Below are 13,451 nucleotides of genomic sequence, written 5' to 3'. Positions count from 1 at the left end.
CTATCCATAACTTTTGTAAACCTGCCCCCACAAAACCCAATTTTTAATTTTTAATTTTTAGTTTTTAATTGATATCAGATAGGAGCATATTCACCCAAGCGGCAGCTTTCCTAGAAAGTGCAGGAACAGTGGCTCGATTATAATCAATTCGGAAGTGATAACCGCCACGGTCATAAACCCCATCTAAAATGGGCTTTAGATCGAAGACTAAGGACTGATCTCCACCCTGCAACGGTAACTCAACCTTGGGAATAGCGTCCGGCAAATTGAAGGCATAGAGTTGGGCATGGGGCCTGTTATCCCAACGACTCACCAAAATCCGATAGTCTTTAAACTGAGTTACCCCTTGCATCGGCATCGGTTTTCCCCCTCGGAGTAAATCAATCTCGACTAAGTGGGTAGCACTGGTCAAAATGCTCTGACGCTTACGCAGATAGGATTCTTTCCCCTCTCCCGCTCGTTTGTTCTTGGGTGAGAGTAGCTCAATTACGGTTACCACCCGTCCCGTTTTGGTCTCCCGAATTTCTAAATACCGCTCTTCTACCTCCTCTGCCAATGCTACCGTCACCGTTTGCGCTTCATCGGGTTTCGACAATGTTGCCGTTGAGGTTGGGTTTTGTTCTAATTCCTGTGCAGATTTCACCTCTGGAGCGATAACCGAAACATCGGGAATACCAATGAGGAGGCTATCTTCTGGGGTACTCAAATAAACACGCTTTTCTATGGCCACATAATAGTTCGGCAGTAAGGTTGGTGCAATATTATCTGCAATAGCAACAATCAAACGGCTATGCACTTCAGACCAGAGGTCTGGATGCTCCAGATAGGGATTCATTCCAGGAAATGGGGAAGCCATGGGAATTTTATGTTATTTCTTAACTTATGATAAACGGCGCGATGCCCCATGCAAATGATCCAAGGTTGAGCGTTGGGATTGCCCTCAACTGAGTGTTTTGTCTTGATTATAGTCTCGGAATTGGGCGTTAGCAGAGCTTTCCGTAGGAATCGCCTGAATTTATGGTTGGGGGGCGGGTTCAGGACATTGATTTGTTAGTTTCCTAGATATTGGTAAAACCCGCCCCTACAAAATTAATTAACGAAATCATGCGAGCAGTTGGAATGGTATACTTTTCCTAAGATTTGCAGTTTTGAGAAGAGGCAATGGTTAGTCAGGTTAAAGGGATTTATCACCAGGGATGGATAGAACTGATTGAACCGCCTGATGATTGGGTGGAAGGGAGTTCGGTTGTGGTGACGTTTGTAGGCTCCAATGAGATTAACTTAGAGGCTCAGGGAATCACTCAGGAGGAAGCAGGACGTTTACGAGAAAGTCTAGCCTCATTTGCAGAAGATTGGGAGAGTCCAGAAATGAGTGTTTATGACAACTATGACGCAGCCAAAACCAACGGTTAGCCGGGGTGATGTGGCCTTAGTGCTTTTCCCCAATTCTAATCTGACTTCTGCTAAAACTAGACCGGCTTTAATCGTGCAAGCCGATCATTTACAAACGGGGTTATCACAGATTATTGTGGCTATGGTGACTAGCCAAATGTTTCGAGCGGGTCATCCGAGTCGGGTGACTGTTTTACTCAATTCTCCTGTAGGAGGGCAGTCGGGTTTACTCACTGATTCAGTGATTATGACGGATAATTTAGCAACCATATCTCTGGCTGCGGTTTATCGCGTGATTGGTTCGATACCGACATCAGAGATTGATATAGCATTGAGGCATACACTGGGATTGTAAAGAGAGAAAACTGACCGATATAAAATCAAAAGCATGATTCCCCATTCTTGTAGGGGCAGGTTTAACCATATCCCCCATTTCCCATCGATAACTTCTGTAAACCTGCCCCTACCTCTACCGAAATGGTGAGGGCGGGTTCAGGACATTGATTTATGTGTGTCCTAATTGTTGGTGAACCCGCCCCTACTTTTTACCCTTTTACTGATTTACTGAGATCAAATTCACATATTTTTGATACCAATCCGAATGACGCTCTTTCACCCATTTCGGGATCGACTCTAAGCCATCAGGATCATCACCTAATTGACGATTGAAGGGATCAAGGATATCATCGATTTCTTTAACGAGATCAAAGATAAAGATATTGCAAGGATTTCCATCTTTATCTTTATTTGCTTTCCTCACATTAAAATCCAGATCCAAGAAATCTTCAACAACATTATTAACATCTTCTCCCATCCCTAACAAGAGAACTTTTAACTCAGTTTCATCAGTCAACTCTTTACAAGTTTTTTGTAGTAAAGCAGCAAACTCTTCTCGGTCATCGAGCATCCCATCTGTATAGATAATGATAAATGCTTTTTTCCCTTCTCGACGACTACCCTCTTTCCAAGTATTTAAACAGGCTTCTAGAGTTGGTACAACATAAGTATTACCATTAGGAAAATTTTCTTCAAAAATATTACTACCTAACTTGTTGGGTGGAATTTTGAATTTACGTCCTACTCGTTCTCGACTGAACAGGTATAGAGTGACATATTCACAAATTTTCTTCCCTCCTCCTTGGTCTTTGAGAAGCAAGTCGATATCACCTTGTAAGGCTTCTGGCATCAGTTCCCACCGACTTTTCTGTTTTCCTCTGTCTTTTGTAGTCATCGATGAGCTTTGATCGACTAAGATGAATACTTCACGGTTTAACATAGGATTCTCCTTTTCCCCTGAGATGAAATTTGAGATAAAATTCTGCGTTTCCTCTACCCATATATCATTAAACACCTTTTGATACAGCCGGTTGGAAACATTAATATAATTTTCAGATTTGGCTGCCAAACCTGATACAATCAGATTGATTTGCTCTTCACGACCTCCATCAAAGTAAATTTCATTTGCTGATGTTAACAATTGTTTATATAACTCTAGAGCGCGGATTCGCTCCTCAAGCGCAGTATAGCCTGTTCTGAGCCATCGTTCAATTTCCTGGAAATGGGACAGGGGGTCATGTCTACGCCAGTTATTAATCAGTTTTTTTGCAAGCAAGTCTTGCAGCGCTGTAGGGATATCTTCATCTCCGGTAATGTTCAGTTCTTCAATACAGAGATTACAAACTACCTGAGTTAAAAATGGCTTACCCCCTGTCCAGATGAGAATTTCTTGAAATAGCCGTTCAGGATCGCAATTTAATCCTGCTAATCCTTGAATTAAGGCGCTACAGTCCCCCTCATCTAACCGTCCTAATTCAATCCCTTTAGCTGTGTTGAACGCCACAGCCGGATCGGTGAGAATGTCTGTAGGTTTAGCCACACCTAAAAGCACAAACTTAACGGACTTCAAGGTTTCCTCTTGTCCTAACGCTCTGAGCAAACCCAGAAAACTATTTTGCAGCTTCCAAGAAATTAGACTCTGGATTTCATCCAAGAAAATGATCAGCTTTTCCGTCCCTTTGTCCCGCAGATACTGCATCAGATATTTGAGAGATTCTCGAAATTGTAAAGCGGAAGGATAATTTGCCATCTCTTGCGAACGCTGCTCGATATTTTGATTCAGCATTCGAGCTTCAGGTGCGTGAAATGTAGCCGTTATCTCCCAGAGTAAACTTTGGCAAAGGAAAGCTTCATTAACGGTTGAACCAAACCCTTGTAAATTCATCGTCACGCAGTGATAACCATCGCCTTGTAATTGGTCGGCAATCCGAATCATTAAGGAGGTTTTCCCAGACTGTCGTGCGGCGAGAATATAACAACATTGTTGCGTCGTCTCTTGGGTTAAAAATTTATAGAGTGCCCAGTCAGCAAGACGCTGAATGTAGGTTGATGCTTCTAAGGATAACGCTCCTCCTTTTGCACCTTGAAAGTATTGCTTCATTTCCTTAATCCTCATGATTAACCAGTGGATGTTCTTGGAAATATTCCTGATACAGCCTGCAACGCACCTGATATTGACCATTTTCAAGTTTAATTAATCCAGCTTTTTCCAGTTGAAACTTAGCAAATTCATTCACACAGGTTTGCTCTTGCAGGATTCGATCGAAGCATTGAGCGAGATTGGGGTGGTCTTGCAGTAATTTAAGTTTCTTTTGCAAATGCCCAATTAAGGGGCTATCCGGTTGTTTGACTTTGGCTAAAAACTCATTGAGATTGAGTCCTTCTCGTTTAATATGATAAAAAGCATGATTGAGTAACTCTGGATATCCCCCTAGCCAGTCTTTGAGTTGAAGGACTTCCTGTTTTCTCCACCTCAGATCGTATTTTTTAGCTAGAGATTCTATTTGACTATCATTGAATTCATGAAGCTCTAAAGGCAAGCCTACATTGTCCAAAGGACTGCCAGATAACTCATACTGGGCATACGGTTCGCTACTGTAAGCCAGCAATAAATGAGGAAATACCAACTGCTGATCGCGACGATTTTTCTTCATGTGCTGCTCATGCCATGAGCGCAGGAGTTGAAGAAATGGCGATTGAATAGGCTCTAGCCCGATGACTCTATCAACTCCGTCAATAATTAGGGTTTTAGGATCGGTAACTTTAGAAAAAACAAAAGATTCTAAGTAGTCTGTGCAACGAATGCCTACAGCGATTTTCTTTTGCCAAAATCCATCTAAATCATCTGATTTACATTTAAATGCTTGAGTGACTGTATAGGTAAAATTATATAAAAATGTATCCAAATCTTGAAAAACTGTATCCTCAAGATTGGATAAATCGACACGGGCAACTTGATGATTTTTCTCAGTGGATAGCCATTCCTCTATTCGCATTAAGACACTCGATTTACCTAATCCCTGAGCGCCTTTCATTCGTAATAATAATCGATTGTCATCTTGAAGACTTTGAAACTCTTTCTGAATTCTATCTTGTATGTTTCGCCGCACATAAAGACGAGAATTAACGGAGACAACCCCAGTTAACAAAGAGATAGGATGATCTTCCTGTATCTTCGCCCTCAAGGGATGATTCTCTGCCACCATCTCAGGGCAATGTTGTATAAATAGACTCAGTAGCTTGCCTTGCTTTTCTCCCTTGCCTCCGATCTGGAAATGCTTGTACACCTCCGACAAGTGCTTTCTTACTGTTCCGTCAGCTAGATGCTTGGCTTGAGCAATATCTTTGGCTGTCTGTCCACCTAAGAAGCTCATAAGGATCTCGTAACGCTCTGGTGCTGAGTCCTTGAGCGTTTGGAGTCGTTGGTTAAATTGACTTTTGTCCACCTGTTCTATTCACCCCAGGTTGCTGATGAGATTATCCGATCAGTATAGATTACTTAAATCAACCTGACCCTATATATAATCAAAACACTCTTTTTAAGAAGAATCAGTTTTTTCGATACGCATCATAAAGTAAGTCATACAAATGCGTAGCCAATAGTGTAGTATGCATACTACGTTTCTTGTGATGAGTAACTTTCTTTACTTGGATTAAATTATTGGGTTACTATTTAGAAAACCACTACTGAAGAGTAAAGAAGGCGGGGGATGGCAAGCCAGACACCCCACCACTATTAGGTAAATTACTCTCATAATAGCGAAGAATTAGCTGGAAAAGTCAAAAAGTATTTTCCAATAATTTCGCTGAGTGGTTTTTGTCCATCGCTATGAGGCCAGAAACCGATGAAACTTGTTATGACGGTCATTCTGCTGTCAACTGTATTTACCTTCACTCCCTTCGTGAAAACCACTACTGAGACTGCCCAGAGTGGATTGATCTTAGGCAAAACCGAACATTCCGATCCAATCGTTCCGCCTAATGCTTCTGCATGAACACCGAAGGAGGGGTAAAGCCTGCTCCTCTTTTCCTTCAATCGTCTTACTAAAATGTGTCGCCTGAAACAGGAGTAAAGTATCATGAAGTTCTCGTGGTTAAATATCCGGCTTGCCTTCATTATTCCAAGGCAAAAGCTAAGACAGGCTAAACCTTTAGTCGAAGCATTGACCTTTCTTTCTACTGGTTTTACCATTGCTCAACAAAAACCGATTCAATGCGATCAGTGTATTGGTGGTTGGAAGAGCCAACGGGGTGGTTTATGTATCGAGCCAGTTTTGGTGGTTTATGCCTATACCAATTCTACCAAGCTGCTAGAGAGCCTTCCCTTTATCTTGGCAAAAGCACAGGAGTTTTTGCTCATCAGTGGTGAAGACTGTCTCGCCATGGAATTGAAAATGCCTCATATGGAGATGATGTGCTTGATGTATAGCTGACTAACCAAAAACCTAGGAGTTCTGTATACCAGGACTCCTATCGGTTTTAGAATAACTGCTTATAGGGGCGATCGCGCAACAATAGCGATCGCCCTTTAGCATTGCCCTCTCTTTGTGGCGATCGCCTCAGATTCCCCAGCATCTAGCCTAACCTCATATTGCAGATGGTTAACTTGCTCCTGGTTCACAACAGAGCGAACCTGAAACCAAGAAACCGTTTGAACTTCAAGGGTTCCGGGAACCGGGGGATCGATATCTGCCAGTTCCCGATATACGGCTTCTGGAATAATGATGGGACTGTAGAGTTGAGGTAACAAGTCTAAATGGGCGATCGCTGCCAAATTCGTTATTACTGAAGTATCGCTAACAACAATCACAAGCGCCCCAACTCCCGCAGATTTCTGACATCCAACTCAAAATCCTCCACATCATAGGAATAAAGAGGAATCTGGCGCTGCTCTAGAAGCTGACGGAACTGATGCAGTGACAAATTAGCCAACTGAGCTGCATAACCTACCGTCAAGCGTCCGCTTTCAAACAAATACAACGCAATTTCCTGACGAAACTCATCAGGAGTCAGTCGAGAAGCTTGCAGGATTTCATCAGAAATAACAATACTCATCCGACTAACTCCACATTGTAATCAATCGTGCCAAACAACTCAACAATCTTCAGTTGTCTTTGACGTTGGATATACTCATCCTCAATCCTTTCCTCGTCCCATTCGACATCTGCTAAAATCCCTCTTAAACCCGTTAACGTTCCCGGTTTAATAGGCTGACTTTCTCCAGAATCCGGGTCAGTTGACAACAGAAAATCAACATAGTCTAAAACCTTCGACTGTAAAGACTGAGGCAATAATTGCAATCGTTCCAGGATTTGCTTGCTGATGGTATTCTCGGATGGTATTCCTGCCATGGGTCTCTCCTAAGTCAACGGATTAATACTATGGTAAACTGAAAAACTCATATGGCGATATCCCTGTGGCGATTTTCAGAGCGATCGCCCCTAGCAACCCCAATCAACACCCATTCTTCCCACACCATTCCCTATTCCCTAGCGCGCAGCGCACAACCAACGCCTCCCCTTGACATCCCAGGCACGGTCTATGATGATCGAGAAACGGCCGATAGCAATATTTCTTTAAGAAATGTGTCACAGGGGACACAAACCTGATACATTGACCGAGTATCGATAAATGATTTTGAATCGAGTTACGTTATGAAAGTCCTGGTTATTGGTGGTGACGGCTATTGTGGGTGGGCTACCGCACTCTATCTGTCTGACCATGGTTATGAAGTAGGGATTCTGGATAATCTCGTGCGCCGTCATTGGGATCAACAACTCTGTGTTGAGACCCTGACACCGATCGCACCTATTCAGCAACGGTTACGCAAATGGCATGAATTAACCGGCAAAAAGATCGATCTGTTTATTGGCGATATCAATGATTATGATTTCTTGATTCGCTCTTTGCGTCAATTTGAACCAGAGGCGATCATCCATTTTGGGGAACAGCGCTCGGCTCCGTTCTCCATGATCGATCGCGAACATGCGGTCATGACTCAAACCAATAATGTGGTTGGCAACTTGAATCTTTTATTTGCCATGAAAGAAGAGTTCCCGAACACCCATTTGGTCAAATTGGGAACTATGGGTGAATATGGAACTCCCAATATCGATATTGAAGAAGGCTATATTGAGATTGAGCATAATGGCCGTAAAGATACCCTTCCCTATCCGAAACAACCGGGAAGTTTCTATCATCTTTCTAAGGTTCATGATAGCCACAATATCCATTTTGCCTGCAAGATTTGGGGTCTGCGAGCCACAGACCTAAACCAAGGGGTGGTTTATGGGGTGCATACAGACCAAACCAGACGAGATGAAATGCTCATCAACCGTCTCGATTATGATGGGGTGTTTGGAACAGCCCTTAACCGCTTCTGTATTCAAGCGGCGATCGGCCATCCCCTCACCGTTTATGGTAAAGGGGGACAAACCAGAGGCTTTTTAGATATTCGCGATACGGTGCGCTGTATTGAAATTGCGATTAACAATCCGGCAAAGTCTGGTGAATTCCGCGTGTTTAACCAGTTCACTGAAATGTTTAGCATCAGTGATTTAGCTGTGATGGTGGAAAAAGCCGGTCGCCACCTGGGATTAAATGTGGAAATTAACCATTTAGATAATCCTCGTGTGGAATTGGAAGAACATTATTTTAATGCTAAAAACACCAAACTCAAAGACCTGGGCTTAGAACCGCACAATTTGGAAGAATCCCTTCTCGATTCTTTGATTAATGTGGCCCAACAATACAAAGACCGGGTAGATGAGAGTCAGATTCTTCCCAAAGTATCTTGGCGACGGAATTAGTTTTGTGACCGATTATTTCAGTCGCCAGTTACCCGATGGATAGTTTTTCAATGTCCGGTTGAGATCGATTCCCTCTCCCGTAGGAGAGGGATTTTCCCCAAAGGGACATGAAAGGGAGGGGGAAAGAATCCCATGAAAATGCTATATAACGGGTGACTGTTTTTTATTTATTACTTTAAGGATTGCGATTTTTTATGAGAATTGCTCTGTTTACAGAAACATTTCTACCAAAGATTGACGGGATTGTTACTCGTCTAACCCAAACCGTGGATCATCTCCAACGGTTGGGAGATCGCGTGTTGATCGTTTGTCCGGAAGGGGGACTGACAGAATATAAAGGAGCGAAAATTTATGGGGTATCGGGAATGCCTCTGCCTTGGTATCCTGAATTGAAAATGGCGTTTCCGCGACCGGCAATTGGGGAGGCGATCGCCAAATTTAATCCCGATCTCATCCATGTGGCTAATCCCGCAATCCTCGGTTTAGCAGGACTCTATTATGGCAAAAAGTTGGAAATTCCCCTGGTGGCTTCCTACCATACCCATCTGCCCCAATACCTACAGCATTATGGGTTCGGTATGTTAGAACCCCTGTTATGGGAGTTGCTCAAAGGGGCCCATAACCAAGCGGATCTCAACCTCTGTACCTCTAGTGTGATGGTACAAGAACTCATCAACCATGAGATTGAACGGGTGGATTTATGGCAGCGTGGGGTAGATACAGAGTTATTCCATCCCAGTTTAGCCTCTAGAGAAATGCGCGATCGCCTCTCCCAAGGCCATCCCGACAGTCCCCTCCTCCTCTATGTCGGACGCTTAGGCGCAGAAAAAGAAATCGATCGCATCAAACCCGTTCTCGAAAGCATCCCCGGTGCGAGGTTAGCCCTCGTGGGAGATGGCCCCAACCGTGCCGTTTTAGAAGAACATTTTGCCGGGACTCCCAGCCATTTCGTCGGCTATCTGCGCGGTCAAGCCCTAGCCTCTGCCTTCGCTTCCGCCGATGCCTTCATCTTCCCCTCCAGCACCGAAACCCTAGGACTGGTTCTCCTCGAAGCCATGGCTGCGGGTTGTCCCGTTGTCGCTGCGGGAACCGGCGGCATCATTGATATTGTCACCGATGGCGTAAACGGCTACCTTTTCGATCCCACCGATCCCCAGGGTGCGATTACTGCCACCCAGAAACTCCTTGATAACCGATCCGAGCGCGAAACTCTGCGCCAAAATGCCCGCCAAGAAGCCGAACGCTGGGGTTGGAGTGCCGCCACTAGCCAACTGCGCCGCTATTATCAAGCCGTTATGAGTAGCCGACAACTCCTAGCGGCTTAGTCTGTTGGGGTATGAATTAGTACGACCTCCGGTGATACAGCGCTTTGCGCCCTCTGTGGGGGAATGGGGGAATGGGGGGAGTAAACAACAGACTCAATAAGGGCGAGTGAGGTATTCTAGCGATCTATAAAACTGCCATTAATGTACCTCACAACGCAAGAAAACTGCTGTATCAAATCCGGTTCATGGGTGAAAAAGCGGGCAAGATGCCCGCACTCCCTCAATTCTTTGATATGACTGGAGTGGGAGCATCTTGCTCCCCCATTCCCCCATTCCCCCAATACAGCGCGAAGCGCTATATCAGTGGCAGCAAAACCTGCTGTATTAACTTTGTCCAGGAATCGTAACATCGATCGCCGTCACTCGACCATCCCCACTTAAGGCGCTCAATGGTGGATCGATCTCGTCTTGATTTCCCACCACTAGAGTCACCATCTCTTCCGGTTTCAGATACTCCTGAGCCACCCGTTGCACATCTTCAATGGTTGTTTCTTCTACACCCCGTTGATATTGGAAAATAAAATCTTTTGGATACCCATAATAGGTATAGCGCATCAAGCGAGAAAGGGTTTGTGAGGGTTGTTGGAAATTAAATACAAAGGAATTAAGTACCGCATCCTGAGCCATCCCTAGTTCTTGGGTTGTAATTGGGTTTTCAATGATGCGATCGAACTGTTGGCGCAAGGCTCTAATAAAGGGAACCGTCGTCTCTGAACGAGTTGAACCACCAGCAATTAACATCCCTGGATAATCATAACGAGGACTCCAAACCCCATAAACCGAATAAGCTAACCCTTGACGAGATCGCACCTCATTAAACAAACGTCCTCCAAACCCATTGAGAACCTCATTCATCACAGACAGGGCAAAATAGTCAGGATTATCAAATTGTCCCCCCAAATGGCCCATCAGTATATTACTCTGAGTCAGTTGGGGTTGATTAACCACAAAAACTCCCCCTTTTTGAGCTTGGGAAACCTTGGGTAAGGGAGGCAGCTTAAAATTAGGATTGGGTTGCCAATCTCCAAAGATCGCTTCTAACTTTTCTCGCATTTGGGCGGGATCGAAATCTCCCACCAAACCCAACATCATATTATTGGGGACAAAATACTGTTGATAGAAGTCAATTAAATCCTGCCGTTGAATTGCCTCTAGGGTGTCATATTCCACTGTCCGAGCATAGGGATTTTGTTGGCCATAAATTAACTTTTGAAATTCCCGACTGGCGATATTATCCGGGCTATCATTGCGACGGGCAATACTGCCTTGTACTTGGGTTTTGGCTAACTGCAATTGCTGCTCGTCAAAAGCGGGTTGGCGCAAGACTTGGGCAAAGAGTCTTAACACTTCATCCGTATCTGGGGTGAGGGCGCTAAACTGGGCTGTAGCGGCTGAGGTATCGATGGAGGTTTCAATAGAAGCGGCTCGATCTTCGAGGAATTGGTTCAGTTCATCGGGTGAATAGGTTTGGGTTCCACCGCTACGCATCACGGTTCCCACTAAGCCAGCTAACCCGACTTTTTCTTGGGGTTCGAGGCGATCGCCCGTATGGAACATGGCGATTCCCGTCACCAAGGGTAAATCCCGGTCTTCCATTAAAAAGACCTCAATCCCATTGTTCAGGGTGAATTCGGTATATTCTGGAACTTTTACCTCCGGGAGGGGAGGAAAGGTGAGCTGGTTATAAGGCTTGGTCTGAGCGGCAACGGCTGATTCATGCCATTGAATAGTTAGGGCTAAACTTAGCACCATTAAAGCCAGCCACAGCCCCCGAACTATCTTTTTGATCACTCGTCTTACTTGCATGATTTTTTGGATAATGGGTAATAGGTATTGCTTGCGTTCTACAGTAGATCTCGATCCCCCTAAATCCCCCTTAAAAAGGGGGACTTTCACTGCCCCCTTTATCTAAGGGGGGTTGGGGGGATCTTTGCCTAACTGTACTTTTTGAAGAAAGTGAAGCGCTGTCAGTAATCAATGTTAATTACTTGCGGTTAATAATCGCCCAATGGTGCGATTTTCTGGGGTAAAGGTTGCCTTTGCCACCCGTTGGATATCTTGGGGAGTGACTGCTTCAATGGCTTCAATTTCCTGAAATAAATTGCGCCAAGATCCGGTTTTGGCTTCATAGTCTGCTAATAAATTGGCTAAACCCGAATTGGAGTCTAATGTACCGAGTAAACTGGCTTTGGCTTGGGTTTTCACCCGATTTAATTCGGCTTCGCTTACGGGTTCAGTTTTCATCCGTTCAATTTCCACCGCTAAAGCTTCTGCCACCTGATCTACTGTACTTCCGGGAGCTGTTAAACTGTAGAACAGCATTAAATTGGGGTATTTATCTCCAGGAAAACCACTAAATCCGGCCGCAGAGAGGGAAACTTGTTTCTCTTCGACTAAGGATTTATAGAGGCGAGCGGTGCGCCCATCACTGAGAATGGCTCCCATTAAATCATAGATGGCATGATCGGGGTGATTTCCGGCTGGCCGGTGATAGCCTTCAAGATACATGGGTTGGGTGGGTAATTCTAGGGTGACTTCCCGCGTTTCGGTTTGTGGGGGTTCCACGGGCATATTCACCTTGGGAATGGGGCGATCGCGAAAGCGACCAAAATAGGTTTGGGCTAGTTTTTTGACTTCTGAGGTGTTAACATCACCGACGATCGCCACAATCAGATTATGGGAGACATAATAGCTCTCGAAGAAGTCTTTGACATCTTGCCGTCTCAGGTTGCGTAAGTCTTCTTCATAGCCAATCACGGGTTGACGATAGGGATGGACTTTGAAGGCGGCATCTTGGAAGGCTTCAATCATTTTGCCGATGGGGGAGTTATCAGTACGCATCCGTCGCTCTTCCAGGATCACTTCTTTTTCTTGGTAAAATTCTCGAAATACGGGGTCGAGGAAGCGATCGGATTCTAGGGACATCCACAACTCTAGTTTGTTGGATGGCAGGCTAAAAAAGTAACGAGTTTCATCTGTGGAAGTGGTGGCATTCAATCCCACTCCTCCAAATTGCTCGACAATTTTGCCAAATTCATTTTGTTTGATATATTGGGAGGCTTGTTTGTTGACGCGATCGAATTCGGCTTGCAGTTGTTCGGCTTTTTCCTCTTCTCCATTAGCTTTAGCGGCTTGAAGAAGATCGAAGAGGCGATCGAGTTCATCCATTAAGGGTTTTTCGGCTTCATAGTCCTTTGTCCCGATCGCCGTTGTTCCCTTAAAGGCTAAGTGTTCCAAGTAATGGGCTACACCGGTTTTCCCTACGGGTTCATTGGCTCCGCCGACATCTGCATAGAGCATGAAGGAGACTACCGGGGCTTGATGGCGTTCTAGGACAATGAATTTGATGCCATTATCAAGAGTAAATGTTTTAACTTGTTTTTCAACTTTATCTAAGTAAGGTTGAAGGGAGAACTCGCTCGAATCTTGGATTAAGGCGATCGCCGGTTGTACCCCCAGACAACCCATGCACAACAATACACTCAGCAGGATCGCTCCTAGCTTCTTGAGATTCAAGGGGATCAATCTCCCCGGATCAGTTAACCAGATCTTGTTCATAAGGATAGAATCAGAAATATACCCAATTTTT

14 protein-coding genes and 1 pseudogene are annotated in these 13,451 nt (G+C 44.6%); 7 read left to right on the top strand and 8 right to left on the bottom strand.

Features of this window, described 5'->3' with window-relative positions; genetic code table 11:
- Nucleotides 1–64 precede the first annotated feature (64 nt).
- The gene (locus AC3FZD_RS03595; RefSeq protein WP_488738813.1) at nt 65–856 is read right to left on the bottom strand and encodes a DUF4058 family protein; all 792 of its coding nucleotides are present in this window, start codon (nt 854–856) and stop codon (nt 65–67) included.
- A gap of 305 nt (nt 857–1,161) precedes the next feature.
- Between AC3FZD_RS03595 and AC3FZD_RS03590 the strand changes: the two genes are divergently transcribed.
- Together AC3FZD_RS03590 and AC3FZD_RS03585 are read left to right on the top strand one after the other, a co-directional pair.
- Nucleotides 1,162–1,413, top strand: a complete 252-nt coding sequence (locus AC3FZD_RS03590) for a hypothetical protein (protein ID WP_283763205.1) — start codon at nt 1,162–1,164, stop codon at nt 1,411–1,413.
- On the top strand, nt 1,388–1,747 hold the full coding sequence (locus AC3FZD_RS03585) for a type II toxin-antitoxin system PemK/MazF family toxin (RefSeq protein ID WP_488738812.1): 360 nt from the start codon (nt 1,388–1,390) through the stop codon (nt 1,745–1,747). The genes AC3FZD_RS03590 and AC3FZD_RS03585 overlap by 26 nt, the downstream gene beginning before the upstream one ends.
- Nucleotides 1,748–1,945: 198 nt before the next feature.
- Here the strand turns inward: AC3FZD_RS03585 and AC3FZD_RS03580 are convergent, their stop codons facing one another.
- Both AC3FZD_RS03580 and AC3FZD_RS03575 read right to left on the bottom strand, forming a co-directional pair.
- Entirely contained in the window at nt 1,946–3,829 is a 1,884-nt protein-coding gene (locus AC3FZD_RS03580) for an AAA-like domain-containing protein (protein WP_488738811.1), read from the bottom strand.
- A gap of 4 nt (nt 3,830–3,833) precedes the next feature.
- Nucleotides 3,834–5,102, bottom strand: a complete 1,269-nt coding sequence (locus tag AC3FZD_RS03575) for an AAA-like domain-containing protein (RefSeq protein ID WP_488738810.1) — start codon at nt 5,100–5,102, stop codon at nt 3,834–3,836.
- A 471-nt stretch (nt 5,103–5,573) separates the two neighbouring features.
- On the opposite strand from AC3FZD_RS03575, the gene AC3FZD_RS03570 reads away from it, so the two are divergent.
- Together AC3FZD_RS03570 and AC3FZD_RS03565 are read left to right on the top strand one after the other, a co-directional pair.
- On the top strand, nt 5,574–5,723 hold the full coding sequence (locus AC3FZD_RS03570; RefSeq protein WP_488738809.1) for a hypothetical protein: 150 nt from the start codon (nt 5,574–5,576) through the stop codon (nt 5,721–5,723).
- An 84-nt stretch (nt 5,724–5,807) separates the two neighbouring features.
- A complete protein-coding gene (locus tag AC3FZD_RS03565; RefSeq protein ID WP_488738808.1) occupies nt 5,808–6,161 on the top strand; it encodes a hypothetical protein in 354 nt (117 codons plus the stop codon).
- Between the two features lie 116 nt (nt 6,162–6,277).
- Here the strand turns inward: AC3FZD_RS03565 and AC3FZD_RS03560 are convergent.
- The 3 genes and pseudogenes from AC3FZD_RS03560 to AC3FZD_RS03550 all read right to left on the bottom strand — a co-directional run.
- Nucleotides 6,278–6,538: pseudogene (locus tag AC3FZD_RS03560) on the bottom strand (PIN domain-containing protein); the annotation flags it as partial.
- Nucleotides 6,535–6,783 carry a UPF0175 family protein gene (locus AC3FZD_RS03555; RefSeq protein WP_283763211.1) on the bottom strand — a complete coding sequence of 83 codons (249 nt, stop codon included), beginning with the start codon at nt 6,781–6,783 and terminating at the stop codon, nt 6,535–6,537. The gene AC3FZD_RS03555 and the pseudogene AC3FZD_RS03560, both read right to left, overlap by 4 nt.
- Complete coding sequence (locus tag AC3FZD_RS03550; RefSeq protein WP_488738807.1) at nt 6,780–7,079, bottom strand: DUF2281 domain-containing protein; 300 nt, start codon at nt 7,077–7,079, stop codon at nt 6,780–6,782. The genes AC3FZD_RS03555 and AC3FZD_RS03550 overlap by 4 nt, the downstream gene beginning before the upstream one ends.
- Before the next feature lie 51 nt (nt 7,080–7,130).
- On the opposite strand from AC3FZD_RS03550, the gene AC3FZD_RS03545 reads away from it, so the two are divergent.
- The 3 genes from AC3FZD_RS03545 to AC3FZD_RS03535 all read left to right on the top strand — a co-directional run bounded on the left by AC3FZD_RS03545 (nt 7,131) and on the right by AC3FZD_RS03535 (nt 9,862).
- On the top strand, nt 7,131–7,337 hold the full coding sequence (locus AC3FZD_RS03545) for a hypothetical protein (RefSeq protein ID WP_488738806.1): 207 nt from the start codon (nt 7,131–7,133) through the stop codon (nt 7,335–7,337).
- 45 nt (nt 7,338–7,382) lie between these two features.
- Complete coding sequence (locus tag AC3FZD_RS03540) at nt 7,383–8,537, top strand: UDP-sulfoquinovose synthase (protein WP_488738805.1); 1,155 nt, start codon at nt 7,383–7,385, stop codon at nt 8,535–8,537.
- A 194-nt stretch (nt 8,538–8,731) separates the two neighbouring features.
- Entirely contained in the window at nt 8,732–9,862 is a 1,131-nt protein-coding gene (locus AC3FZD_RS03535; RefSeq protein WP_488738804.1) for a glycosyltransferase, read from the top strand.
- A gap of 324 nt (nt 9,863–10,186) precedes the next feature.
- Here AC3FZD_RS03535 and AC3FZD_RS03530 read toward each other — a convergent pair whose 3' ends face one another.
- Together AC3FZD_RS03530 and AC3FZD_RS03525 are read right to left on the bottom strand one after the other, a co-directional pair.
- Complete coding sequence (locus AC3FZD_RS03530) at nt 10,187–11,668, bottom strand: M16 family metallopeptidase (protein WP_488738803.1); 1,482 nt, start codon at nt 11,666–11,668, stop codon at nt 10,187–10,189.
- A 174-nt stretch (nt 11,669–11,842) separates the two neighbouring features.
- Nucleotides 11,843–13,420, bottom strand: coding sequence for a M16 family metallopeptidase (locus AC3FZD_RS03525; RefSeq protein WP_488738802.1), 1,578 nt, complete (start codon nt 13,418–13,420; stop codon nt 11,843–11,845).
- Between the last annotated feature and the right edge of the window lie 31 nt (nt 13,421–13,451).

The organism is Roseofilum sp. KMC-1, assembly GCF_057802075.1.
Note: the sequence above shows the minus strand (reverse complement) of the source record. Positions and strands in the feature narration are given on the sequence as shown.